The sequence below is a fragment of the Pseudomonas sp. 1 genome, assembly GCF_056626735.1.
Map to the genome: position 1 here is coordinate 531676 of NZ_JBWXMQ010000001.1, position 22936 is coordinate 554611.

26 protein-coding genes are annotated in these 22936 nt (G+C 60.9%); 17 read left to right on the top strand and 9 right to left on the bottom strand.

All coding sequences use genetic code 11. The features are described 5' to 3' along the window. Positions 1 to 80 precede the first annotated feature (80 nt). From ppnN to AC1MDC_RS02340, 5 genes are all read left to right on the top strand, one after another. A complete protein-coding gene (gene ppnN, locus AC1MDC_RS02320; RefSeq protein WP_007950520.1) occupies positions 81 to 1454 on the top strand; it encodes a nucleotide 5'-monophosphate nucleosidase PpnN in 1374 nt (457 codons plus the stop codon). A 157-nt stretch (positions 1455 to 1611) separates the two neighbouring features. Next, on the top strand, positions 1612 to 2349 hold the full coding sequence (locus AC1MDC_RS02325; protein ID WP_085698249.1) for a response regulator: 738 nt from the start codon (positions 1612 to 1614) through the stop codon (positions 2347 to 2349). Positions 2350 to 2500: 151 nt separating this feature from the next. After that, positions 2501 to 2833, top strand: a complete 333-nt coding sequence (locus tag AC1MDC_RS02330) for a hypothetical protein (protein WP_227232845.1) — start codon at positions 2501 to 2503, stop codon at positions 2831 to 2833. Positions 2834 to 2995: 162 nt separating this feature from the next. Further along, complete coding sequence (locus AC1MDC_RS02335) at positions 2996 to 3730, top strand: substrate-binding periplasmic protein (protein WP_480392426.1); 735 nt, start codon at positions 2996 to 2998, stop codon at positions 3728 to 3730. 108 nt (positions 3731 to 3838) lie between these two features. Further along, positions 3839 to 4090, top strand: coding sequence for a hypothetical protein (locus tag AC1MDC_RS02340; RefSeq protein WP_085698246.1), 252 nt, complete (start codon positions 3839 to 3841; stop codon positions 4088 to 4090). 64 nt (positions 4091 to 4154) lie between these two features. Here the strand turns inward: AC1MDC_RS02340 and AC1MDC_RS02345 are convergent, their stop codons facing one another. Both AC1MDC_RS02345 and AC1MDC_RS02350 read right to left on the bottom strand, forming a co-directional pair. After that, a complete protein-coding gene (locus AC1MDC_RS02345) occupies positions 4155 to 5570 on the bottom strand; it encodes an FAD/NAD(P)-binding protein (protein ID WP_480392427.1) in 1416 nt (471 codons plus the stop codon). A gap of 118 nt (positions 5571 to 5688) precedes the next feature. Beyond that, positions 5689 to 6252, bottom strand: a complete 564-nt coding sequence (locus AC1MDC_RS02350) for a helix-turn-helix domain-containing protein (RefSeq protein ID WP_480392428.1) — start codon at positions 6250 to 6252, stop codon at positions 5689 to 5691. Positions 6253 to 6337: 85 nt separating this feature from the next. Between AC1MDC_RS02350 and AC1MDC_RS02355 the strand changes: the two genes are divergently transcribed. The 7 genes from AC1MDC_RS02355 to AC1MDC_RS02385 all read left to right on the top strand — a co-directional run bounded on the left by AC1MDC_RS02355 (position 6338) and on the right by AC1MDC_RS02385 (position 13422). Continuing rightward, complete coding sequence (locus AC1MDC_RS02355) at positions 6338 to 7276, top strand: DMT family transporter (protein WP_480392429.1); 939 nt, start codon at positions 6338 to 6340, stop codon at positions 7274 to 7276. A gap of 106 nt (positions 7277 to 7382) precedes the next feature. After that, the gene (locus AC1MDC_RS02360; protein WP_480392430.1) at positions 7383 to 10283 is read left to right on the top strand and encodes a monovalent cation/H+ antiporter subunit A; all 2901 of its coding nucleotides are present in this window, start codon (positions 7383 to 7385) and stop codon (positions 10281 to 10283) included. Then, a complete protein-coding gene (locus AC1MDC_RS02365) occupies positions 10283 to 10627 on the top strand; it encodes a Na+/H+ antiporter subunit C (RefSeq protein WP_003192163.1) in 345 nt (114 codons plus the stop codon). The genes AC1MDC_RS02360 and AC1MDC_RS02365 overlap by 1 nt, the downstream gene beginning before the upstream one ends. Beyond that, positions 10624 to 12303: a monovalent cation/H+ antiporter subunit D gene (locus AC1MDC_RS02370; RefSeq protein WP_480392431.1), complete on the top strand. Its 1680-nt coding sequence runs from the start codon at positions 10624 to 10626 to the stop codon at positions 12301 to 12303. The genes AC1MDC_RS02365 and AC1MDC_RS02370 overlap by 4 nt, the downstream gene beginning before the upstream one ends. Then, the gene (locus AC1MDC_RS02375) at positions 12300 to 12788 is read left to right on the top strand and encodes a Na+/H+ antiporter subunit E (RefSeq protein WP_085698240.1); all 489 of its coding nucleotides are present in this window, start codon (positions 12300 to 12302) and stop codon (positions 12786 to 12788) included. The genes AC1MDC_RS02370 and AC1MDC_RS02375 overlap by 4 nt, the downstream gene beginning before the upstream one ends. After that, positions 12785 to 13063, top strand: a complete 279-nt coding sequence (locus AC1MDC_RS02380) for a K+/H+ antiporter subunit F (RefSeq protein ID WP_007910754.1) — start codon at positions 12785 to 12787, stop codon at positions 13061 to 13063. The genes AC1MDC_RS02375 and AC1MDC_RS02380 overlap by 4 nt, the downstream gene beginning before the upstream one ends. Beyond that, positions 13060 to 13422, top strand: a complete 363-nt coding sequence (locus AC1MDC_RS02385) for a Na+/H+ antiporter subunit G (RefSeq protein WP_007950534.1) — start codon at positions 13060 to 13062, stop codon at positions 13420 to 13422. Before AC1MDC_RS02380 ends, AC1MDC_RS02385 begins: the two co-directional genes overlap by 4 nt. Here AC1MDC_RS02385 and AC1MDC_RS02390 read toward each other — a convergent pair. Beyond that, complete coding sequence (locus AC1MDC_RS02390; protein WP_085698239.1) at positions 13419 to 13859, bottom strand: DUF3995 domain-containing protein; 441 nt, start codon at positions 13857 to 13859, stop codon at positions 13419 to 13421. The two genes, AC1MDC_RS02385 and AC1MDC_RS02390, sit on opposite strands and share 4 nt — an antisense overlap. 94 nt (positions 13860 to 13953) lie before the next feature. On the opposite strand from AC1MDC_RS02390, the gene AC1MDC_RS02395 reads away from it, so the two are divergent. Then, the gene (locus AC1MDC_RS02395; protein ID WP_227232853.1) at positions 13954 to 14340 is read left to right on the top strand and encodes a DUF2946 domain-containing protein; all 387 of its coding nucleotides are present in this window, start codon (positions 13954 to 13956) and stop codon (positions 14338 to 14340) included. A 93-nt stretch (positions 14341 to 14433) separates the two neighbouring features. Next, the gene (locus tag AC1MDC_RS02400) at positions 14434 to 16566 is read left to right on the top strand and encodes a TonB-dependent receptor (RefSeq protein WP_480392432.1); all 2133 of its coding nucleotides are present in this window, start codon (positions 14434 to 14436) and stop codon (positions 16564 to 16566) included. A gap of 37 nt (positions 16567 to 16603) precedes the next feature. Here the strand turns inward: AC1MDC_RS02400 and AC1MDC_RS02405 are convergent, their stop codons facing one another. The 3 genes from AC1MDC_RS02405 to AC1MDC_RS02415 all read right to left on the bottom strand — a co-directional run bounded on the left by AC1MDC_RS02405 (position 16604) and on the right by AC1MDC_RS02415 (position 18410). Then, positions 16604 to 17617 (bottom strand): ABC transporter substrate-binding protein, encoded by a 1014-nt coding sequence (locus AC1MDC_RS02405; RefSeq protein ID WP_227232855.1) that lies wholly within the window; start codon positions 17615 to 17617, stop codon positions 16604 to 16606. A 128-nt stretch (positions 17618 to 17745) separates the two neighbouring features. Continuing rightward, positions 17746 to 17943, bottom strand: coding sequence for a hypothetical protein (locus tag AC1MDC_RS02410; RefSeq protein ID WP_085698236.1), 198 nt, complete (start codon positions 17941 to 17943; stop codon positions 17746 to 17748). Then, positions 17940 to 18410 carry a hypothetical protein gene (locus AC1MDC_RS02415; RefSeq protein ID WP_007950541.1) on the bottom strand — a complete coding sequence of 157 codons (471 nt, stop codon included), beginning with the start codon at positions 18408 to 18410 and terminating at the stop codon, positions 17940 to 17942. The genes AC1MDC_RS02410 and AC1MDC_RS02415 overlap by 4 nt, the downstream gene beginning before the upstream one ends. Positions 18411 to 18818: 408 nt before the next feature. Between AC1MDC_RS02415 and AC1MDC_RS02420 the strand changes: the two genes are divergently transcribed. Then, complete coding sequence (locus AC1MDC_RS02420) at positions 18819 to 19082, top strand: hypothetical protein (RefSeq protein ID WP_227232856.1); 264 nt, start codon at positions 18819 to 18821, stop codon at positions 19080 to 19082. Positions 19083 to 19121: 39 nt separating this feature from the next. Then, entirely contained in the window at positions 19122 to 19358 is a 237-nt protein-coding gene (locus AC1MDC_RS02425; RefSeq protein ID WP_085687730.1) for a DUF2789 family protein, read from the top strand. A gap of 6 nt (positions 19359 to 19364) precedes the next feature. Here the strand turns inward: AC1MDC_RS02425 and AC1MDC_RS02430 are convergent, their stop codons facing one another. The 3 genes from AC1MDC_RS02430 to AC1MDC_RS02440 form a co-directional block, all read right to left on the bottom strand. Then, positions 19365 to 19568: a hypothetical protein gene (locus AC1MDC_RS02430; RefSeq protein WP_085698234.1), complete on the bottom strand. Its 204-nt coding sequence runs from the start codon at positions 19566 to 19568 to the stop codon at positions 19365 to 19367. Positions 19569 to 19681: 113 nt separating this feature from the next. Next, positions 19682 to 21286, bottom strand: coding sequence for a methyl-accepting chemotaxis protein (locus AC1MDC_RS02435; RefSeq protein ID WP_480392433.1), 1605 nt, complete (start codon positions 21284 to 21286; stop codon positions 19682 to 19684). A 229-nt stretch (positions 21287 to 21515) separates the two neighbouring features. Next, a complete protein-coding gene (locus tag AC1MDC_RS02440; protein ID WP_039767046.1) occupies positions 21516 to 21920 on the bottom strand; it encodes a TraR/DksA family transcriptional regulator in 405 nt (134 codons plus the stop codon). A gap of 410 nt (positions 21921 to 22330) precedes the next feature. Between AC1MDC_RS02440 and AC1MDC_RS02445 the strand changes: the two genes are divergently transcribed. Next, on the top strand, positions 22331 to 22936 hold the full coding sequence (locus AC1MDC_RS02445; RefSeq protein ID WP_480392434.1) for a glutathione S-transferase: 606 nt from the start codon (positions 22331 to 22333) through the stop codon (positions 22934 to 22936).

The window sequence follows — 22936 nt, forward strand, 5'->3', positions numbered from 1 at the left end:
GTGCCATCTTCATTCATGGATACACACTATTCGGATGCCATTGGCCATGTCGGCAATGACATCGTTTTAAGGATCACTGCATGACCCAACGACACGTAATCAATGCCTCGGTCAGCCCGAAAGGCAGCCTCGAAACCCTTTCCCAACGTGAAGTTCAGCAACTGAGCCAGGCCGGAACCGGCAGCACCTACACCCTCTTTCGCCAGTGCGCCCTGGCCATCCTCAACACCGGCGCGCATGTCGACAACGCAAAAACCATCCTTGAAGCCTACAAAGACTTCGAAATCCGCATCCATCAGCAGGATCGCGGTGTACGCCTGGAACTGCTGAACGCCCCGGCCGACGCCTTCGTCGACGGCGAAATGATCGCCAGCACCCGGGAAATGCTGTTCAGCGCCCTGCGCGACATCGTCTACACCGAAAACGAACTCGATGCCCTGAGCATTGACCTCAGCACCTCCCAGGGCATCAGCGACTACGTCTTCCACTTGCTGCGCAACGCGCGCACCTTGCGTCCGGGCGTCGAGCCGAAAATCGTCGTGTGCTGGGGCGGCCACTCGATCAACACCGAAGAATACAAATACACCAAGAAAGTCGGCCACGAACTGGGCCTGCGCAGCCTCGACATCTGCACCGGCTGCGGCCCGGGCGTGATGAAAGGTCCGATGAAAGGCGCGACCATTGCCCACGCCAAACAGCGTATTCACGGCGGCCGCTACCTGGGCCTGACGGAGCCGGGCATCATCGCCGCCGAAGCGCCGAACCCGATCGTCAACGAGCTGGTGATCCTGCCGGACATCGAAAAACGTCTGGAAGCCTTCGTCCGCGTCGGCCACGGCATCATCATCTTCCCGGGCGGCGCCGGCACCGCCGAAGAATTCCTGTACCTGCTGGGCATCCTGATGCACCCGGACAACGCCGGCCTGCCGTTCCCGGTGATCCTGACCGGGCCGAAACATGCCGCGCCATACCTGGAACAGCTCGACGCTTTCGTCACGGCGACCCTCGGCGAAGCAGCGAAGAAGCACTACGAAATCATCATCGACGACCCGGCCGAAGTGGCGCGGCAGATGACCGCGGGCCTCAAGGCCGTGAAGCAGTTCCGCCGCGAACGTGCCGACGCGTTCCACTTCAACTGGTTGCTCAAGATCGACGAGGGCTTCCAGCGCCCGTTCGACCCGACCCACGAAAACATGGCCAACCTCAAGCTGCACCGCGACCAGCCGCCCCATGAACTGGCAGCCAACCTGCGCCGCGCGTTCTCCGGGATCGTCGCCGGCAACGTCAAGGACAAGGGCATTCGCCTGATTGAGGAACACGGCCCGTACCAGATCCGTGGCGACGCCGCGATCATGCAGCCGCTCGATCTGCTGCTCAAAGCCTTCGTCGCCCAGCACCGAATGAAACTGCCGGGCGGCGCGGCGTATGTGCCGTGCTATCGCGTGGTGTCCTGACACCATCAATGCATAAGCCTGGAGCCCCATTCTTCAGGCCATCCCCTAACACTGTGGGAGCGGGCTTGCCCGCGAAAGGGCCATTGAATTCAACATCATTGTTGACTGACAGATCGCTTTCGCGAGCAAGCCCGCTCCCACAAAAAGAGTGTGAACCATGGATCACATCAACCACATCCTGATCGTCGACGATGACCGCGAGATCCGCGAGCTGGTCGGCAATTACCTGACCAAGAACGGCCTGCGCAGCACCGTGGTCGCCGATGGCCGGCAGATGCGCAGTTTTCTGGAAGCCAACACGGTCGACCTGATCGTGCTCGACATCATGCTCCCCGGCGATGACGGGCTGGTGCTGTGCCGCGAGTTGCGCGCCGGCAAGCACAAGGCGATCCCGGTCCTGATGCTTACCGCCCGCGACGACCAGACCGACCGCATCCTCGGCCTGGAAATGGGCGCCGACGATTACCTGACCAAACCCTTCGCCGCCCGCGAACTGCTGGCGCGGATCAACGCTGTGCTGCGCCGCACGCGAATGCTGCCACCCAATCTGCTGATCACCGAAACCGGGCGCCTGCTGGCGTTCGGCCGTTGGCGCCTGGACACCACCGCCCGTCATTTACTCGATGAAGACGACACCATGGTCGCCCTCAGCGGCGCCGAGTATCGCCTGCTCCGGGTGTTTCTCGACCATCCACAACGGGTGCTCAGCCGCGACCAGTTGCTCAACCTGACCCAGGGCCGCGACGCCGACCTGTTCGACCGCTCCATCGATTTGCTGGTCAGTCGCCTGCGCCAGCGTCTGCTGGACGACTCCCGCGAGCCGACTTACATCAAGACCGTGCGCAACGAAGGTTATGTTTTCTCCTTCGCCGTAGAGATGCTCGCCGAATCCTGATGGATTTGTATCGCTCTGTATAAATTCGCCACGCAGATACGTAACCCGTATTTTCGGGCCGCAACACCACATACCAGCGATACACCCTCGCGTTTGAATGAACCCACCAGAAAGCACTGGCTCACTCATCTCAGACGCAAGGAGAAACACCATGTTGAAATCCTCGAAATCCCTGGTACTCGCCATCAGCCTGCTCGGCGGCCTGGCCCTCGCCGACCTGGCGTCCGCCAGCTCCCAGCCGCTGGTCGCCGAATACGGCTCGGAAAACCTGCAGAAAGATCGCGTTGCCGAAGGTGGCGCGGATCGCTTGCAGGAACTGCGTGAGCGCGTGGCTGAAGGGGGTGCGGACCGTTTGCAGGAGTTGCGCGAACGTGTCGCCGAAGGGGGTGCGGATCGTTTGCAGGAACTGCGCGAACGTTCGACTCGCAGCGTGCTGGTCGCCGAGAACCGTCCCGAGTTCGGTTCCAAGTACCAGCGTTACTGATCGTTTAGACCCGCCGTTGTCGATTCCTGCCGGGGGCGCTCAGCCCCCGCAGCGTTCACTACCGAACCGCCTTGTTCTCTGACACAAAAGCCCCGCTGTTTCCCCACGACAGCCGTCGTAGCGCGTACTAAGCTGCGCGATTGATTTGTTCAGGGACGATCCATGAAACGATTTGCCGCCTGTCTGCTGTCCGTGCTGGCCCTGACGGCCAGCGCGGCGGATCTGCAACTGCTTACCGACAACCACCCGCCCCTGCATTTCATGCAAGGCAATCAACTCGCAGGATTCGGGGTGGACGTGGTACAGGCCTTGGCGACCCAGACCGGCGATCGCATCCACCTGCAACAAGTCCCGTTGCTGCGCGCCCTGCGCGTGGCCAGCGATACCCCCGACACCGGCGTATTCACCGTGCTGCGGACCGACGACCGTGACGATCGCTATCAATGGGTCGGGCCGCTGATCGAAGTCGAAACCGCGCTGTACGCCCGCGACAATCTCCAGCCTCCCGTGCACAGTCTGCGTGAAGCCGATCATATGGGCCGGATCACCGTGCCGCGCAAATGGCTGGTCTACAGCTACCTGCAAGGGCAAGACCTGAACAACCTCTACGGCGTGGAAACCCCGGAGCAGATGATGCGGCTGTTCAGCCTGGGGCGTACCGATTTCGTGGTCTCCGATACCTGGTCCAAGGCTGCCCTGGCCCGCGAACAAGGCATCGAGCCGGCGCGCTTGCAGTACCAGATCCCGTTGATGAAACAGAACACCTACATTGCCTTTTCGCCGCAGACCGATCCGAAACAGGTCGCACGCTGGCAGCAGGCGCTGGATACGCTGCGAGCCGATGGTCGTCTGGAGCAGATTCGCCAGCGTTGGCTGAGCAATACCCTACCGCGCTGATCAGGCATCAACGCCTTCGATAACGACTATGCGCAAGGGTGTTTTCACATTAAATCTCTCCAGCCCTAGAGTGGGCCCCATCTTCTCCCCACTCCCTGGAGCAACATCATGAAAGACATCATCGCACTTGGCTTCATCGTTTCCCTGATCGGCGCCACCTCCGCCATTGCTGCCCCACACGCCAGCACTCCGGTTGTCGCGGCTGCGACCGTTGGCCAGTCCGGCACCCTGAACGTCGACACCGTCGGCATCGATGCCGAACACAAAGGCAACCTCAACCTGCAACAAAATGCCGAACAGACCAAACTGTACGTCGCGGAAAACCGTCCGGAATTCGGTTCCAAATATCAGCGCTACTGAGTGACCGGTTTGAGCTGCCAGAAACAGGAAACCCCGCCGAAGCGGGGTTTCTTGCATTCGGGCATCAGCGCACCAGTCGCGCGGCCAGTGCCTTGGCCTGCGCTGCCACATCGGTCACGGCAGTACTTTCCCACCACATGCCGCGCAACGGCGGGCCCATGGCGAACAAGCGGTTCGAGACCCGACCCTCTTCATCCAGCACAGCGCCGTCCACCGCCGCCGCAATGCCCAGCGCCAACGGCCCCGGACGAACCAGACCGCGCGCCAATAATTGCTGCGGCAAAGGTCGTGCGACCCGGCGCCAGTCGTATTCGATGCCGCTGGAATTGATCAATGCCGCGCCCTGCACCACGCGGGTATCAGCCTCGCCGCGAGGGCGAATGCGGATACTCACCCCGCCGCCCGACGCCGACTCAAGTCCCTTGTAAGACGCCGCATGAATGCGCAATCGCCCTTCCCGGTGCAGACGCTCGACCAGTTCCGCGCTCAGCGGCGGTGAACGATGGTGATGACTTTCCCACCACGGCCGCACATGGCGCACAAACTGACGCCGCTGCACATCGCTGGCCTGGCTCCACAACCGACCGATGTGCGCACGTACGGTGTCCAGCGGTGCCTGCCAGTCGATGCCTTGTGCGATGGCGTCGCGACAATGCCGGCGCAATTCGCGCAACAACTGGCGTGGCGTGCAGATGCTGTGATCTTCAGCGAGGAAGTCCACCCATGCGGGCGGTTGTCGACGGACATGGGGCAGCAACCCATGCCGGGAAAACACCTCGATCGGCCCGCGATGCCCGGCCTGCTCCAGCGACACCACGGCATCGACCATGGTCAGGCCGGAGCCGATGATCAGTACCGTCGACTGCGGATCAAGCTGGCGCATGGCCGCGACATCCCACGGATCCAGCGCCGCTGCATTAAGGCCGCTGGACTCCTTTTGCGGTGTGCGGGCCGCCGGGAACATCCCGGTCGCCAACACTGCAAAAGCGCCGCGCAGTTGCTGACCGTCATTCAAGGTGAGCTGCACGGAATCGCTGGAGGCCTGAACATCGACCACTTCGGCGCGCACATGCTCGACCGTCGCCCCCTGTTGCGCGCCCACCTGCTGCGCTTCGGCAAGACGCTGTTGCACGTACACACCGAACAGCCCCCGCGGTGGAAACAGTTCGCTGACCGGCACATGTTGCTGATCCGACTCCGGCCAACCGCCGCCGGCGATGTGATCGGTCAGCCACTGAGTCAGGTCATCGGCATTGTCCGGATCGACGCTCATCCGGGCTGCGTTGCCGTTGAGCGTATGGCCCAGCTCCACCGCACTGTACGCTTCGCCCCGGCCCAACTCGGCCCGGGGCTCGATCACCAGGATTTTTCTGCGACCCGGCAAACGCAGTAATTGCACCGCCAGCATCGTGCCGCTCAGGCCGCCGCCGACAATCAGAATGTCGGCGTGACGCAGGGCGGTCGTATCGGATTGAGTCATGCCGGTCTCGCAACTGAGGATAGGCTCGGGCCAGTGTCATTCAGACGCCGCGAGGACGTCTAGACGGACGCGACTTTTTTCTCCTGCCGACGCGATCCGCTGTCGGGTTCTGCGTCAGTCAGATCACCACATTGCGCACGAAACGCGCCGCCACTTCCCCATCGTTGCGATAGGTGTGCGGCTGATTGCTGGCGAACATGAAAAACTCCCCGGCTGCAATCTGTTGGGGTTGGTCGCCGAGCATCAGCGTCAGGCAGCCCTCGAACACGAAAATCTGTTCGCTCCAGCCTTCGGCGTCCGGCTGCGAAGGATAGATCTCGCCGGGTTGCAGGCACCATTCCCACTGTTCCACTGCACGGGTGGCGCTGGCCTTGGACAGCAAAACGGCTTTGCTGCCGGGGATGCTGCCAGCCCAGGCCAGTTCATTGATACGGCCGGGGTCGCGATTGTCCGGGGCCTGGATCAGATCGCTGAAGACTACTTCGAGGGCTTCGGCGACGCGGTCGAGGGTGGTCAGGCTGACATTCTTTTCGCCGGCCTCGATGGCCACCAGCATCCGCCGGCTGACCCCGGATTTTTCCGCGAGGGCCGTCTGGCTCATGTCGGCGGCGTGGCGCAGGCGCCGGACATTCTGGCTGACGTGTTGCAGGACCGAAGCCCGCTGTATGGAATCTCTGTGCACTATATTGCTCACTGGCTGGGACTGGGCAGTATACTGCGCAACATTTGGCGCATTGTGCGTCTCTTCCTAAATAGTGCGCAAGGTCATGACGTCAGCCAACTCCTCCCAAACTCCCCTGAGGTTTCACCGGTTCAGCAAAGCCGAGTGCGTGCTGGTGCTGATCACCATGCTCTGGGGCGGCACATTCCTGCTGGTGCAGCACGCCATGACGGTCAGCGGCCCGATGTTTTTCGTCGGTCTGCGCTTTACCGCCGCCGCGAGCATCGTGGCGCTGTTCTCGTGGAAACACCTGCGTGAACTGACCCTGTTCGAACTCAAGGCCGGTGCCTTTATCGGCGTGGCGATCATGCTCGGTTATGGCTTGCAGACCGTTGGTCTGCAGAGCATTCCCAGCAGCCAGTCGGCGTTCATCACCGCGCTGTATGTGCCGTTCGTGCCACTGCTGCAATGGCTGGTGCTCGGTCGGCGCCCGAGTTTAATGCCGAGCATCGGCATCATGCTGGCGTTTGCCGGGCTGATGCTGCTTTCCGGGCCATCCGGGGCTTCACTGAATTTCAGCCCCGGTGAAATCGCCACGCTGATCAGCGCCATCGCGATAGCGGCGGAAATCATCCTGATCAGCAACTATGCCGGGCAGGTCGATGTGCGCCGCGTAACCGTGGTGCAACTGGCGACGACTTCGGTGCTGTCATTTTTGATGGTGGTGCCGACCGGTGAGGCGATTCCGGATTTTTCGTGGCTGTTGCTGAGCACCGCCCTGGGGCTGGGCGCGATGAGTGCGGCGATTCAGGTGGCGATGAACTGGGCGCAGAAAAGCGTTTCGCCGACCCGGGCGACCTTGATCTACGCCGGTGAGCCGGTGTGGGCCGGGATCGTTGGGCGTATCGCGGGGGAGCGTCTGCCAGCGATTGCATTGGTGGGTGCGGGGCTGATCGTGGCGGCAGTGATCGTCAGCGAATTGAAGACCAAAGGCAAAGAGACACAAACGGTCACGGAAGAATTGGAGCACGAGACCGAAGGCTAAACGCGGGTTTTACGGCTACTTTGTAGGATTCAGAGACATCCTCGCGTTTGGCGATCCGGGAGCTGGCACGTATGATGCTTCACAAACTTCCGCAGATTAGAAGCCTATGTCCCTGATAGTTCTACTGCTTCTGCCTTTTCTGGGCAGTTGTCTGGCAGCCGTGCTGCCGCACAACGCACGTAACGCCGAATCCCTGCTGGCAGGTCTGGTCGCGTTGATCGGCACTGTCTCGGTCGCGATGCTGTACCCGCAGATCGCTAATGGCGGCGTAATTCGCGAAGAATTCACATGGCTGCCCAGCCTGGGCCTGAACTTCGTTCTGCGCATGGACGGCTTCGCCTGGCTGTTCTCAATGCTGGTGCTGGGCATCGGCACCCTCGTTTCCCTATATGCCCGTTATTACATGTCGCCGGACGATCCGGTGCCGCGTTTCTTCGCATTCTTTCTGGCGTTCATGGGCGCCATGCTCGGGCTGGTGATCTCCGGCAACCTGATCCAGATTGTGTTCTTCTGGGAACTGACCAGCCTCTTCTCGTTCCTGCTGATCGGCTACTGGCACCACCGTCACGACGCGCGCCGTGGTGCGTACATGGCGTTGATGGTCACCGGCGCCGGGGGATTGTGCCTGCTGGCGGGGGTCATGATCCTCGGCCATGTCGTCGGCAGCTATGACCTGGACAAGGTCCTGGCCGCCGGCGATCTGATTCGCGCACATGCCCTCTACCCTATCCTGCTTCCCCTCATTCTTATCGGCGCCCTCAGCAAAAGCGCCCAGTTCCCCTTTCACTTCTGGTTGCCGCACGCGATGGCGGCGCCAACACCGGTTTCGGCGTACCTGCACTCGGCGACCATGGTCAAGGCCGGTGTTTTCCTGCTGGCACGGTTGTGGCCGTCACTGTCCGGCAGCGAAGAATGGTTTTATATCGTCAGCGGCGCCGGCGCCGCCACGCTGCTGCTCGGCGCGTATTGCGCGATGTTCCAGAACGACCTCAAGGGTTTGCTGGCCTATTCGACCATCAGCCACCTCGGCCTGATCACGCTGCTGCTGGGCCTGAACAGTCCCCTGGCCGCCGTGGCCGCGGTGTTCCACATTCTCAACCACGCGACCTTCAAGGCTTCGCTGTTCATGGCCGCCGGGATCATCGACCACGAAAGCGGCACCCGCGACATCCGCAAGCTCAATGGTCTGTTCAAGCTGATTCCGTTTACCGCCACTCTGGCCATGGTCGCCAGTGCATCCATGGCCGGCGTACCACTGCTCAACGGTTTCCTGTCGAAAGAAATGTTCTTCGCCGAAACCGTGTTCATCAACGCCACGGCGTGGGTTGAAACCAGCCTGCCGATCGTCGCGACCATCGCCGGCATGTTCAGCGTGGCCTACTCGCTGCGCTTCACCGTTGATGTGTTCTTCGGCCCGACTGCCACCGACTTGCCGCATACGCCGCACGAGCCGCCACGCTGGATGCGGGCGCCGGTTGAACTGCTGGTATTTACCTGTCTGTTGGTGGGCATTTTCCCGGCTCAAATCGTCGGGCCGCTGCTCGCCGCTGCGGCATTGCCAGTGGTGGGTGGCGAGCTGCCGCAATACAGTCTGGCGATCTGGCACGGTCTCAATGCACCGATGATCATGAGCCTGATCGCCATGTCCGGCGGCATCGTGCTGTATCTGCTGCTGCGCAATCAGCTCAAGCGCGGGCGCTTCAAGTACCCGCCATTGGCCGGACGCTTCAACGGCAAGCGAATGTTCGAGCGCAGTCTGGTGGCGATGATGCGCCTGGCCCGGCGGCTGGAGCGGCGGATCGGCACCAAGCGTCTGCAAACCCAGCTATTCCTGATGGTATTGGCGGCAGTGCTGGCCGGCCTGATCCCGATGCTGCACAGCAGCCTGAGCTGGGGCGACCGGCCGAAGATCCCGGGCTCGATCGTGTTCGTGACCCTGTGGCTGCTGGCAATCGCCTGTGCTCTCGGCGCCGCCTGGCAGGCCAAGTATCACCGGCTCGCCGCCCTGACCATGGTCAGCGTCTGCGGACTGATGACCTGCGTGACCTTCGTCTGGTTCTCGGCGCCGGATCTGGCCCTGACACAGCTGGTGGTCGAAGTGGTGACCACCGTACTGATCCTGCTCGGCCTGCGTTGGCTGCCACGGCGGATCGAAGAGGTTTCGCCGCTGCCGAGCAGCCTGCGCAAGGCGCGAGTGCGGCGTCTGCGCGACTTGCTGCTGTCGATTGCCGTTGGCGGCGGCATGGCGCTGCTGTCCTATGCGATGCTGACCCGGCAGACGCCGAACGATATTTCCTCGTTTTACCTGAGCCGTGCCCTGCCCGAGGGCGGCGGCAGCAACGTGGTCAATGTGATGCTGGTGGATTTCCGTGGTTTCGACACCCTGGGCGAAATCACCGTGCTCGCCGCCGTGGCACTGACCGTATTCGCCCTGCTGCGTCGTTTCCGCCCACCGAAAGAAAGCCTGCAACTGCCGGCCCAGCAACGCCTGCTCGCCCCCGACGTGGTCACCGATCTGGTCAACCCGCGCTCGGCCAGCGACACCGCGCTCGGTTTCATGATGGTGCCGGCGGTGCTGGTGCGCCTGTTGCTGCCGATTGCGCTGGTGGTGTCGTTCTACCTGTTCATGCGCGGGCACAACCAGCCGGGTGGCGGCTTCGTCGCCGGTCTGGTGATGTCGGTGGCGTTCATCCTGCAATACATGGTCGCCGGCACCCAGTGGGTCGAGGCGCAAATGAGCCTGCGGCCGCTGCGCTGGATGGGCACCGGTCTGCTCTTCGCTACCGTTACCGGTCTTGGGGCGATGGCGGTCGGCTACCCGTTCCTGACCACCCACACCTGGCATTTCAGCCTGCCGCTGCTGGGTGACATCCATATCGCCAGCGCGCTGTTCTTCGATATCGGCGTCTACGCCGTGGTGGTCGGCTCGACCTTGCTGATCCTCACCGCCCTCGCCCACCAATCGGTCCGGGGCCACAAAACCGCTGCCGCCAAAGGAGCCGTCTGATGGAAGAAGTCATCGCAATCGCCATCGGCGTACTCGCCGCGTCCGGAGTGTGGCTGATCCTGCGACCACGGACGTTCCAGGTGGTGATGGGCCTGTGCCTGCTGTCTTACGGTGTCAATCTGTTCATCTTCAGCATGGGCAGCCTGTTCATCGGCAAGGAGCCGATCATCAAGGACGGCGTACCGCAGGACCTGCTCAATTACACCGACCCGCTGCCCCAGGCGCTGGTGCTGACGGCCATCGTCATCAGCTTCGCCATGACCGCATTGTTTCTGGTGGTGTTGCTAGCCTCACGGGGCCTGACCGGCACCGACCACGTTGACGGAAGGGAGCCCAAGGAATGACGGCGATGACTCACCTGATCGCCGCACCGATCCTGCTGCCGCTGCTGACCGCCGCCATCATGCTGATGCTCGGCGAAAAGCACCGTCCGCTGAAGGCGAAAATCAACCTGTTCTCCAGCCTCCTCGGCCTCGGTATTTCGGTGATGCTGTTGCAATGGACCCAGACCACCGGCGTGCCCGGCTCCATCGGCGTGTACCTGCCGGGCAACTGGCAGGTGCCGTTCGGCATTGTGCTGGTGGTCGATCGTCTGTCGGCATTGATGCTGGTGCTGACCGGGATCATCGGCGTCAGTGCCCTGCTGTTCGCCATGGCCCGCTGGGACGGCGCCGGGTCGAGCTTCCACGCGTTGTTCCAGATACAGCTGATGGGCCTGTACGGCGCGTTCCTGACGGCAGACCTGTTCAACCTGTTCGTGTTCTTCGAAGTATTGCTGGCCGCGTCCTACGGCCTGCTGCTTCACGGCTCGGGCCGGGCGCGGGTGTCGTCGGGGTTGCATTACATCTCGGTCAATCTGCTGGCCTCGTCGCTGTTCCTGATTGGCGCGGCGTTGATCTACGGCGTGACCGGCACGCTGAACATGGCGGACCTGGCGTTGAAGATCCCTCTGGTGCCTGAGGCCGACCGTGGCCTGCTGCACGCCGGCGCGGGGATTCTGGCCGTGGCCTTCCTGGCCAAGGCCGGCATGTGGCCGCTGAACTTCTGGCTGGTGCCGGCCTATTCCTCGGCCAGCGCGCCGGTGGCAGCCATGTTCGCGATCATGACCAAGGTCGGCGTCTACACCTTGCTGCGCCTGTGGACGCTGCTGTTCTCCGGCCAAGCGGGCGCTTCGGCTTACTTCGGCGGTGACTGGCTGATCTACGGCGGCATGGCCACCATGGCCGGCGCAGGCGTGGCGATCATTGCCGCGCAACGCCTGGAACGCATGGCCAGTCTGAGCATTCTGGTGTCGGCGGGGATTTTGCTGTCGGCCGTGGGTTTCGCCCAGCCGAACCTGATCGGCGCAGCGCTGTTCTATCTGGTCAGCTCGACCCTGGCATTGAGCGCGCTATTCCTGCTGGCCGAGTTGATCGAACGCTCGCGCACCGCCATCGAAGTTCCACTGGAAGACGAAAACGAGCTGCTCCCACGTCCGCAGCAATGGCAACGACCGGTCAAGGGCATCAACCTCGACGACGATCAGAAAGCGGTAGTCGGTCAGGTGATCCCGTGGACCATGGCCTTCCTCGGTCTGAGCTTCATTGCCTGCGCGCTGCTGATTATCGGCATGCCACCGCTGTCCGGGTTCATCGGCAAGCTGAGCCTGATCGGCGCCCTGCTCAATCCGCTTGGCCTCGGCGCTGGCGAACCGATTTCGAATGCCGCCTGGGCGTTGCTGGCCCTGCTTATCCTGACCGGACTCGGCTCGCTGATGGCGTTCTCGCGGCTGGGGATCCAGCGCTTCTGGTCACCAGAAGAACGACCATCGCCGCTGCTGCGCAAACTGGAATGCACGCCGATTTTCCTGCTGCTCGGCCTGTGCATCGCGCTGACATTCAAGGCTGAACCGCTGCTGCGTTACACGCAGGCGGCGGCCGATGCCCTGAACAATCCGCAGCAATACGTGATGGCGGTGCTCGGCACCCGCGCCGTGCCGAGCCCGGAAGCCAAGGCCGCACTGCTGGAGGTGCAACCATGAAGCGACTGTTTCCTGCTCCGTGGTTGTCGCTGGCGCTGTGGTTGCTCTGGCTGGTGCTGAACCTGTCGGTCAGCCCGGGCAACCTGCTGCTGGGTGCCGTACTTGGTTTCTGTGCCCCGCTGATGATGCGCAAACTGCGCCCGCAGCGGATTCACATCCGCCGCCCGGGCACGATTCTGCGCTTGTTTCTGCTGGTCGGGCGTGACGTGATCGTCTCGAACCTGCAAGTGGCCTGGGGCGTACTCAACGCCGGCCGCCGGCCGCTTCGTTCACGCTTCATCAAGGTGCCGCTGGACCTGCGCGATGCCAACGGTCTGGCGGCGCTGTCGATGATCTGTACGGTGGTGCCCGGCACGGTGTGGTCGGAACTGGCGCTCGATCGCAGCATTCTGTTGTTGCACGTCTGGGATCTGGATGACGAGGCGCAATTCATCCAGCACTTCAAGGTCACTTACGAGCAGCCGTTGATGGAGATTTTCGAATGAGTCCACTGCTGTCGAACGCGATTCTGCTGACGCTGTTCCTGTTTTCCCTGGCGATGGTCCTCACACTCGTACGCCTGTTCAAAGGCCCGTCGGCGCAGGACCGGGTACTGGCGCTGGATTACCTGTACATCGTCGCCATGCTGATGATGCTGACCCTGGGGATCCGCTATTCCAGTGACACCTACTTCGAAGCGGCGCTGCTGATCGCGCTGTTCGGCTTCGTCGGCTCGTTTGCCCTGGCGAAATTCCTCCTGCGTGGCGAGGTGATCGAATGAACGCTGAACTGTCTCTGTGGGTGGAAATCCCGGTGGCGATCCTGCTGGTCCTCAGCGGCGTGTTCGCCCTGATCGGCGCAACCGGACTGCTGCGGATGAAGGACTACTTTCAACGCATGCACCCACCGGCGCTGGCCTCGACACTCGGCGCGTGGTGCGTGGCACTGGCATCGATCATCTGTTTTTCCGCGCTCAAGTCCGGGCCGGTGCTGCACGCATGGCTGATCCCGATTCTGCTGTCGATCACCGTACCGGTGACCACCTTGCTCCTGGCGCGGGCGGCGTTGTTCCGCAAGCGCATGGCCGGGGATGACGTGCCGGCCGAAGTCAGCAGCCGGCGCACTGAAACCGGCAGCTAGATCCAGGCAACAGCCAAGAGCCCGGCTCCCAATATCAGACACAACGGCGAGTAAACCCAAGTGTCGAGCCGGGCAAACCGCGACCCCTTCACTTCCTTGAAAAAACCCACCAGCTCCGAATCGCCAATCGCCCTCGCAAACATCAGCAGCGCAATCGCGCTGATCACCCATTGCAGTGCCCAGTGATGCACGACGGGCAGCCACCATCCCACCCGCATGCATACCAGTGCGGCAATCAGTAGCAGGGCTGCCGCCACCACCAGCGTGATCCAGCCTGACGGCTTGAACGCCGGCCTGAGCGTCAGCCCGCCGCTGTCCACCGGAACCTGCGGCACCACGGCCACGGCCGCCCACTGCCCACCCATCGCCCAATACACATGCATCAGGCTGATTACCGCGAATATCGTCACCAGCCATTGAGCCAACACAAAGGTCATGGTCGAGAATCCTTTAAAGGGATTTGAACAAAACATCCTAGTCGGCATTTTTCCATGTGCACGACCGGTCGGCGGTGCGGTAAAGTGCCGCCCCATGAAATTCACCCGTACCGATCGCTCACTATTGGCCTGGATGCTCTATTGCTGCGTTCTGTTCAACGTGTTCGCCTGCAGCATCGGTCACGGACAAATGGTCGGCATGCAGCTCAACGGTATCGGCGGCCAGTTCTGCGCCGTCGACCCGAGCACCCAGGCGCCGCTCGCCTCGAATCCCGCCGAAGAAAAACTGCCGACGCTAGCCAAGGCCTTCGGCTGCCCGCTGTGCTCCACTGGCGGCATGGGTCCGGCGTTCAACTCCAGCTTGACCCTGGCTATCCTGCCGGAACAACACAGCCCGCCGCTTCCGGCCGTTGTCAGCGCTGACCTCCCTGCCCGCTTCATCTGGCCTTCGGCCAATCCCCGCGCCCCGCCGCTCGCCTGAGTGTCCTTGCCTTTTTGATTTGTCAGCCCACTGCGCCAACGCGCGGCGTTCGCCTGTGCGCTGACTCCGAAACAAGCATTCAGGATTCAATCGATGAAACAACTTACCTTGCTGGCGAGCCTGTGCGGCTGCCTGTCGGTCAACGTCTGGGCGCAATCCACGGTCGATCTGGCGCCGATCACCATTGATGGCGAGTCCGGCGCAAAACCCGGCCTGAGCCTCGACCAATCCAGCGGCATGGCCTCGCGTCTTGGCCTTAGCGTGCGTGACACCCCGGCTTCGGTGGCCATCGCCAACCGCAATGACATCGAACGTCACGGTTCGCAAAACTTTCAGGACGCAGCCAACACCTTGCCGGGGGTGAACGCCAGTGCGCCGCCTGGCTTTGGCGGGTTCGTCTCCTACCGCGGTTTCACCAGCAGCCAGATCACCCAGATGTTCAACGGCGTCAACGTTTCCGGCGGACTGGCGCGCCCCGTGGATTCGTGGATTTATGACCGGGTCGAACTGTTGGGCGGCCCGTCTTCACTGATCAACGGCGCCGGTTCGGTCGGCGGTTCGCTGAACTACGTGACCAAACTGGCTACTCGCGACGAGCAAGCCGTCGAAGGCCGAGTCAGTTATGGCACCTACGACACCACCGAAACCGCATTCGGCCTCAATCACGCGCTGACCGAACCCGGTGCCGACGTGCAGCATTACGCGCGACTCGATGTCAGCCACAACACCAGCAATGGCTACATCGACCGCCAGCAACGCGATGCCTGGAGCGTGGCATTTTCGTTGCTCAGCGACCTGACGCCAAACCTGTCGCACACCCTGGCCCTGGAATATCAGGACGAACACGAGGACAGCCCGTACTGGGGCACGCCGGTGCTCAACCCCAAGGCCGGCGAATTGAAGATCGACAAGCACAACCGCTTCAACAACTACAACGTCGAGGACGGCCGCTACGAGCAGCGGACCATCTGGGTGCGCTCGATCATCGATTACCGGATCAACGACAGCACCAGCCTGCGCAACACCCTCTATCACCTCGACAGCCAACGTGATTACCGCAACCTGGAAACCTATCAATACAACGCCGACAACAGCGCGGTGAATCGCTCCACCGCGTATCAGGTTCGACACCAGGGCGAGCAGAACGGCAACCAGTTCGAATTGCGCCACGACAACACCCTGTTCGGCCTCGACACCACCTGGTCCGGTGGTTTCGAGTACAAAGTCAACCAGACCACCAACTCGCCGCTGAACGTCAAAGGCGCCAGCACGGTGAACCCGAACAACTACCGACCGGGGCACTTTTATGACATTCCCGGAACGATGCCGGGTTTTGTCAGCGACAAGACCAATGAGGTGACGACCAAAGCGCTGTTTGCCGAAAATCGCCTGGCGCTGACCGACAAGCTCTCGTTGCTCACAGGCCTGCGCTACGACGACATCGACCTCGACGTAACCAACCATCGCACGGTGACCGCGAGCAACCCGCGTCATCTGAAGCGCAGCTGGGAGCCAGTCACCGGACGCGTCGGCCTGACGTATCAGTTCATTCCGTCAGCCAATGTCTACGTGCAATACAGCACCGCCGCCGAGCAACCCAATGGCACTCAGGACTTTGATGTCTCGACCGGCAAACAATGGGAAATCGGCAGCAAGTTCGACTACCTGAACGGTCGCGGTTCGGCGACGGTGGCCGCCTACACCATCGAGCGAAAAGATTTCGCGGTGACGGATCCACTGGACCCGACCAGCAGCATTCCGGTCGGCCAGCAGACTTCGAAAGGCATCGAGATTGCCAGCTCGCTACGGATCACCGACAAGTTGCTGGCCGAAGGCAACTTCGCTTGGGTCGACGCGCAATACGATGAATTCAACGAGAAGAACGCCGCCGGCGTAGTGGTCTCCCGCAAGGGCAACACACCGACCAACGTGCCGGACCGAGTCGGCAATCTGTGGTTGACCTACGATTTCTCGTCGCAATGGCAAGGCGGGGTCGATGCGCGGTACGTAGCATCGGTGTTCGCCGATAACGCCAACACCATGACCGTGCCGTCCTACACACTGTTTGGCAGCTTCCTCAGCTACAAGGTGGATTCGCACACCACGGTGACCGGGCGGGTACGTAACCTGACGAATGAGGTGTATGCCGAGTTCGCCCATGTGTCGCCGGCGTATTACCTCGGCACACCGCGTACATTCGAGCTGGAAGTGCAGACAAGGTTCTGATCCACTTCGGCGAGGGCCTGGTGCCCTCGCCACATCGCTACAGACCTGCCTGAACCTTCTGCGCTACGTCCTTCGGCAACCACGCCTGCCACACATCCGGATGCGCTTTCATGAACGCCACCGCCGCATCCCGAGGCGCCGTGTGTTTCTCGCTCATTTCGGCCAGCGCCTTGTTCAAGTCATCGATCGGAAAGTCGACCTTGCTGAAGAATTCGGCAATTTGCGGATACTGCTTCTGGAATGGCGTGGACACACCGATCGACAGCTTGGAAGCCAGTGAACGAGTCGGTTTTGGATTGGGATTGTCGGCGTCGGTCAGGGTCTTCCACGCTTCGGCGTCGAACGGCGGTTCTTCCAGTTGAACCAGCTTGAACTTGCCGAGCAATGGCGTGGGCGACCAGTAATAGAACAGCACCGGTTTGCCCCGGCGGATCGATGAGCTGATTTCAGCATCCAGTGCCGCACCAGAGCCGCTGCGGAAATTGGTGAAGTCATTCTGCAAGCCATAGGCCGTGAGCTTCTGCTTGTTCACCACCTCCGACGTCCAGCCGATCGGGCTGTTGAGGAATCGACCCTTGCTCGGGGTTTCCGGGTCCTTGAACACGTCCTTGTACTTCTTGAGATCGCTGACGCTGCGCAGGTCCGGCGCCAGTGGCTTGATGCCCTTGGCCGGGTCGCCCTTGATCACGTATTCCGGCACCCACCAGCCTTCGGTCGCCCCTTTGACTGTGTCGCCCAGGCTGGCGACCTTGCCTTCGGATTCGGCCTTGACCCAAACCGGACTGCGTCCGGCCCACTCTTCACCAATGACCTGAATGTCATTGTTGGCCAACGCCGTCTCAAGCGTGATGGTGGTGCCCGGCAAGGTGTCGGTCGGCAGGCCGTAGCCCTTCTCGACGATGATGCGCAGGACATCGGTGATCAGGCTGCCGCTTTCCCAGTTCAGGTCGGCAAAGTGGATCGGCGCCTGTGCCGCGCTCACCGCAGGCACCGCCGTCATCAAGCCGAAGGTGGTCAGGCCAGCGGCCAGCAACCGTCGAAATCCGTTCATGCTTTTGCACCTCGTGCTGTTCACAGCAATAGCAGGATGGCCTGACAGAAGACCGCAAGCCTCTGAATACTCAGTCAACTGACTGTAGACGAGGTTCCTGCTTTTTCAGGGGCATGAAACGGATAAGGCTACTTTTCAGACATTTCCTGCAGGCTCTTCAGCTCGCGTCTGACCATGCTGGCGTATTCAGCAGGCTGCAAGGCGTAGATCTGCGAGGCAACCCAACCCAGCCAGGCACCCTTCAATTCGCCCTTTGCAGCGAACAATCGACGAGCTTCATCACGGGCGCTGTCGAGGTTCTGCAAATGGAAATCGGCGCGGCTCACTCGCTGGCCTTGAACGTCACCAGTTCGCCCTTGCGCCACTTGGCGGCTTTGGCGGTGACGGCTTTCAGGGTCTTCGTCAGGCCTTCCTGGAGTTGTTCATTGGCGGCAAACACGGTGACCGCGCTATGGCCCTCCTTGAACACGATGGCATGGCCGTCGGCTGTGGTGACGAACGCGTAATCGCCCAGACCGTAAACGGTCATTTTGATTTCGCGAAAGCGGATATCCATCTTGCCGCCTTCACGGCTCGGCAGTACCGACGCGCTGAAATGATCACCGACCTTGAGCTTGAGGCCAGGTTTGTCATCGACCACCAGTGCGCTTTCGGTATCGATCTCGGCAACATAAATGCCTTCGGCGTTCTGCTCGGTGATGTAAACAAAACGCGATTGAAACTGCTTGACCAGCTTTGCCCGCAAATCACCGAGCACGAACAAAGCATGCATATCGAGGTTACTGACTGCCAAAGAAACATCCCCACACTTGAAAAGAGTGCCGCACGCGAATAGCGCGCACGGCAGAAAAATTCGGCTTGGCCGAAGGTGTTGCGCGATGACTCGAATATACGCCTGAGCGAGCGAAGTGCTCATTCAACGCGAGTTGCACAAGACTACTGGAATGCCACTCACGAAACCTGCAAAGACGTTCTCCAAATGTTGAAGGAAAACGCGTCAAGGCCGGCCAAAGAAAACTGACTACGAACTTTAGGGAAAAAACTCACCAAAAAAAGCACTTTTCCGACATATCGCACGCAAAAAATTGCTTTAGATAGCGCCATACCGTCAACAGGTGTTGGCGATTTTAGAGCAGCGATGCTGTTCGCGACTACCCGCAACACCCTGTAAATGCGGGTCAATCCATGAAAAGGACTTCATATGTGCACTATGACGCATTTTGCCGTGACTCACGAACCCGTCTTTGCCTTGAACACTCCAGTGTTCGAGACTGATCCTACAATTGAGCCTTGTGGTCGGGAGCCGTTGTTTCAGGTGGTCCCGGCGGGCAACAGCTTTTTCCATATCAGGGAAAAGTCGACGGGGCTTGTAAGAGGTTTCCGCGAGAATCATAACGCCGCCTGCGCCCTCGCCCGTTCTCTGGAATCGCGAATCGAACTCCTGGCCAGCGAGCACCTCAGATAAAGAGAGTCATCAATCCCGCCATTCTTCAAGGAGTACACCATGGAACTGCCTGCCTACAACCTGACAACCCTGTTCGATCAATTGGGGCTGCCTTCGGAGGAAGCGGCGATTGACGACTTCATCGAAGCCCATCCGCTGGAAGCCGATACCAAGTTGATCGACGCCGACTTCTGGAGCCCGCAACAAGCGCAGTTGCTCAAGGAATGGCTGCGTGCCGATGGCGAAGAAGCGGTGATGGTCGACGAGCTGAATGTGCGCCTGCACCGGGGCAAATGATTTCGATCAGTGCAGGCTGTTCTCTGTTCTGGCGCCCAACTGCGCGAGCCAAGCCGCCCTGCACTCCTCGGCTTCATCGCGACTGGCAAAAGCGGTGCCGCGCTGCTCGCCATTGAGCAGCACCACCCAGCAGACACTTTGCCCCATCGCGCGCAGTCCGGCGGGTACACCGCTGCCGATCATCACCGCGACATCGACTCTGCATTGCATGCTGACCTCCCAACTTCATTAGCAACCTAACTATGCGGGCATGTTAATGAAGTGGATCAAGAGGAAACAGCAACGCCGCTGCACAGCTTAATTGCAGTTCCGGCAACAATGCCTCAGCGCGGTTTCTCCGGTTTGTAGCCCAGACGCAATCCACCCCAGTGGCGTCCCTTGACGATGATGGGCACCGACAGGTCGTGCATCAGCTCGCCGGTATCGCGGGTGTAGGTCTGCAACAGTACCGGTTGCTGATGACTGCCGCAGCGGATGCCCGTGCGGTCGGCGAATTTGCGTTTGGTGCGATTGTTGACGGTATCGACCTGCACGTCCCCGGTCAGTGGCTGGCTGAACACCTGATTGTGGGTCGGCACGTAACCCTGCTGCGTACAGGCGATAGCGAATACCAGGCCTTCATGACGCGGCAGCAACGGTTCCTGAATCGCCGGCAGCACCTGATCGGTGTAGCGGTCGAAACGGGTCTGGAACTTGGCCGGCTGGGTGCCTGGAATCGGCTGATACTGGCGGTCAAACAGTTCTTCAAGGCTGATGCACCCTTGCTCGACGTCAGCCTCGAAGCGCGCAGCAATCTGGCTGGCCCCTTCGCGGGCGAGGTCGTAGATGCGCTGGTGATAGTCATCCAGCCCGACTTCAGCCAGGCGTTCGCTGATGGTTTCTGCCTGGCCCTCCATCTGCACCGCGGCCTCGGCCAGGCGACGAGTCTGTTGGTCGCTGATCGCCAGATCGCTGCGCATCTGTTCGATGGCAGTGAACAGGCTGTCGAGCTGTTCACGATTGGTTTCTGCACCCCGGGCAATTTCGCTGACCTGGTTTTCTACACCGGCCGCCAGTCGTGCGATGTTTTCCAGGTGCTGACCGGTGTGTTCGACCTGCTCGACACCCGTGTGCAAATCGTCGGAGAGCTGACGGATCTGCTCCACCACCTGCGCCGTACGTTGCTGAATGTCGGCGACCATCTCGCCCACCTCGCCAGTGGCCGTCGCAGTACGCGCCGCCAGACCGCGCACTTCATCCGCCACCACTGCAAAACCGCGACCGTGCTCGCCGGCCCGGGCCGCTTCGATGGCGGCGTTCAGTGCAAGGAGGTTGGTCTGACTGGCGATGGATTGGATCACCAGCGTCACGCGCTGAATATCGTCGCTGCGCTGGCTCAAGGCTTCTATCAGTTCGCGGCTGGCATTGGCGCGCTGGCTGAGCTGATGCATGCGCGAGATCGAATCCACCAGTTCGGTGCGCCCTGCTGCGCTGCTGTGATGGGCTTCGCTGGCAGCGCCCAATGCCTCGCGGCTGAGCTGCGAAGTGGCCTGTTCAGTGGCGATCATGACTTCAGCGTTATTGACGATCTGCGCAGCGGCGTCGAGTTGCGATTGCAGCTTGCCCGCCAGCTCCCTGACGGAAAAAGCCACGCCAGCAGCCGACAGCGCGTTATGACTGGTGGTGTACGAAAGGTCGCGAGTCAGCTCGGACATCGCGTTGCTGCTATCGACCGGTTGCGCATCAGAGACCGCCCGGGAACGCAGGCGCGGCAGCCAGACGATCAGTACGGCCAACGGCATGCCAACGTACAAGGGCCATTCGCCTAGCGTCATCGCGGTCAGCAACAGCATCAGTGCGATGCTTTGCAGGGTCGGCGTCATCCAGCGATTCTTCGGCAAAACAACTGGTGCAGGCCGAGCCGCAACCAGAGATCCATCTCTCGTCATTTTGTTACCCCACGCTTGTTCTCATTGTTGTGGCTGCATTAAACGCCACTACAACGCCATTATCCATGGTCCGTTAGTCGTGGGTCTGTGGCAGGTCAATGGAATGGTGGGCAGGACTTTTCGGCAGACGAGAAAAAGCAAAGATCGCAGACTTTTGCAGTTCACTGAGAAACTGCAAAAGGCTGCGATCTTTTCGCGACGACCCACAGCGAAGGGGCCGCCTCAGGAATCAGGCCTGACGCTGATGCTTGTCGATCTGCTCGTGACGCTCTTGAGCTTCGATGCAGTACTTGGTGGTCGGGCTGATCAGCAGGCGTTTCAGGCCGATCGGCTCGCCGCTGTCGTCGCACCAGCCAAAGCTGTCTTCCTTGATACGCTCAAGGGCCTGCTCGAGTTGCGGCAGCATGCGCTGGTCGCGATCAATCGCGTTCACCAGCCAGGTGCGCTCTTCTTCCACCGATGCGGCGTCCGCCGGGTCAGCCGGGGTGTCCAGGCTTTCGATGGCAATACGGTTCTGCTCAATGCGCTCATGGGTTTCGACTTTCATGTTCTGCAACAGCTCTTGAAAGAAAGCGTGTTGCTCGGCATTCATGTAGTCATCTGCCGGCATGGCCAGCAACTTGTCCTTTGTCATTGATATCTCTATAAAAAACGTGCATTAAGGCGAATTAGGGAGCGTTCCGGCGAACCGCCTGCGGTCATCGGAAAGGCATCGTTTATTGCAAACGCCACCCGGCACTCAATTTACGAAGGGGCGGCAGTCTAAGGCCCGTTTGAGGCCTCAGCAACTGTAAATACCGGGAATTTGTCCGACAAGGCTCGGAAACTGCTCTGACACAAGCTTCACAGCGCTCATCGGAGTGCGTTTATAGCAAGAAATTCAGTCGAGCGGCTGTATATAGAAGACAAACGTCGGACGAGCGGCGCTTTGTCGCAATTCGTTACGATCATTGACCGCGAAACCAGCCCCTTCTCAAAGACTGACAAATCCCCCCAACCTCAGCTACGTTATGTCCTCTCCGGTTCGACTTGAAGGAACGCGTCATGAAACTGATCGGCATGCTGGACTCCCCTTACGTGCGCCGCGTGGCGATCTCCGCCAAATGCCTGGGGATCGAACTGGAACACGACCCGGTCTCGGTGTTCCGTCACTTCGAGCGCTTCCAGCAGATCAACCCGGTGGTCAAGGCGCCGACCCTGGTACTTGATGACGGCGAAGTACTGATCGACTCAACCTTGATCCTCGACTATCTCGAAGCCCTGTCCGGCAAAACCCTGCTACCTGCAGACCTGACGCAACGGGTCAAAGCCCTGCGCCTGATCGGCCTCGGTCTCGCCGCCTGCGAAAAAGCCGTGCAGCTCTACTACGAACGCAACCTGCGCCCGGCCGAGATTCAATACCAGCCGTGGGTCGAACGCGTCGAAAGCCAACTCGCCGCCGCCTTTGCCGCCATTGAACAGGAACTCGAAAAACACCCGTTGCCCACCGACGGCCCCCTCCAACAGAACGGCATTACCCTCGCCGTCGCCTGGAGCTTCACCGGCCTCGTCGTCCCCGACCAGATCGACGCGGAGCGCTTCCCGCGCATCGCCCAATACACCGCGTACGCCGAAAGCACCCAGGCGTTCATCAGCACCCCGATGACCTGA

Coding starts and splice junctions, on each gene's coding strand:
- ppnN (WP_007950520.1), top strand. CDS start 81: ATGACCCAACGACACGTAATCAATGCCTCGGTCAGCCCGAAAGGCAGC.
- AC1MDC_RS02325 (WP_085698249.1), top strand. CDS start 1,612: ATGGATCACATCAACCACATCCTGATCGTCGACGATGACCGCGAGATC.
- AC1MDC_RS02330 (WP_227232845.1), top strand. CDS start 2,501: ATGTTGAAATCCTCGAAATCCCTGGTACTCGCCATCAGCCTGCTCGGC.
- AC1MDC_RS02335 (WP_480392426.1), top strand. CDS start 2,996: ATGAAACGATTTGCCGCCTGTCTGCTGTCCGTGCTGGCCCTGACGGCC.
- AC1MDC_RS02340 (WP_085698246.1), top strand. CDS start 3,839: ATGAAAGACATCATCGCACTTGGCTTCATCGTTTCCCTGATCGGCGCC.
- AC1MDC_RS02345 (WP_480392427.1), bottom strand. CDS start 5,570: ATGACTCAATCCGATACGACCGCCCTGCGTCACGCCGACATTCTGATT.
- AC1MDC_RS02355 (WP_480392429.1), top strand. CDS start 6,338: ATGACGTCAGCCAACTCCTCCCAAACTCCCCTGAGGTTTCACCGGTTC.
- AC1MDC_RS02360 (WP_480392430.1), top strand. CDS start 7,383: ATGTCCCTGATAGTTCTACTGCTTCTGCCTTTTCTGGGCAGTTGTCTG.
- AC1MDC_RS02365 (WP_003192163.1), top strand. CDS start 10,283: ATGGAAGAAGTCATCGCAATCGCCATCGGCGTACTCGCCGCGTCCGGA.
- AC1MDC_RS02370 (WP_480392431.1), top strand. CDS start 10,624: ATGACGGCGATGACTCACCTGATCGCCGCACCGATCCTGCTGCCGCTG.
- AC1MDC_RS02375 (WP_085698240.1), top strand. CDS start 12,300: ATGAAGCGACTGTTTCCTGCTCCGTGGTTGTCGCTGGCGCTGTGGTTG.
- AC1MDC_RS02380 (WP_007910754.1), top strand. CDS start 12,785: ATGAGTCCACTGCTGTCGAACGCGATTCTGCTGACGCTGTTCCTGTTT.
- AC1MDC_RS02385 (WP_007950534.1), top strand. CDS start 13,060: ATGAACGCTGAACTGTCTCTGTGGGTGGAAATCCCGGTGGCGATCCTG.
- AC1MDC_RS02390 (WP_085698239.1), bottom strand. CDS start 13,859: ATGACCTTTGTGTTGGCTCAATGGCTGGTGACGATATTCGCGGTAATC.
- AC1MDC_RS02395 (WP_227232853.1), top strand. CDS start 13,954: ATGAAATTCACCCGTACCGATCGCTCACTATTGGCCTGGATGCTCTAT.
- AC1MDC_RS02400 (WP_480392432.1), top strand. CDS start 14,434: ATGAAACAACTTACCTTGCTGGCGAGCCTGTGCGGCTGCCTGTCGGTC.
- AC1MDC_RS02405 (WP_227232855.1), bottom strand. CDS start 17,617: ATGAACGGATTTCGACGGTTGCTGGCCGCTGGCCTGACCACCTTCGGC.
- AC1MDC_RS02420 (WP_227232856.1), top strand. CDS start 18,819: ATGTGCACTATGACGCATTTTGCCGTGACTCACGAACCCGTCTTTGCC.
- AC1MDC_RS02425 (WP_085687730.1), top strand. CDS start 19,122: ATGGAACTGCCTGCCTACAACCTGACAACCCTGTTCGATCAATTGGGG.
- AC1MDC_RS02430 (WP_085698234.1), bottom strand. CDS start 19,568: ATGCAATGCAGAGTCGATGTCGCGGTGATGATCGGCAGCGGTGTACCC.
- AC1MDC_RS02435 (WP_480392433.1), bottom strand. CDS start 21,286: ATGACGAGAGATGGATCTCTGGTTGCGGCTCGGCCTGCACCAGTTGTT.
- AC1MDC_RS02440 (WP_039767046.1), bottom strand. CDS start 21,920: ATGACAAAGGACAAGTTGCTGGCCATGCCGGCAGATGACTACATGAAT.
- AC1MDC_RS02445 (WP_480392434.1), top strand. CDS start 22,331: ATGAAACTGATCGGCATGCTGGACTCCCCTTACGTGCGCCGCGTGGCG.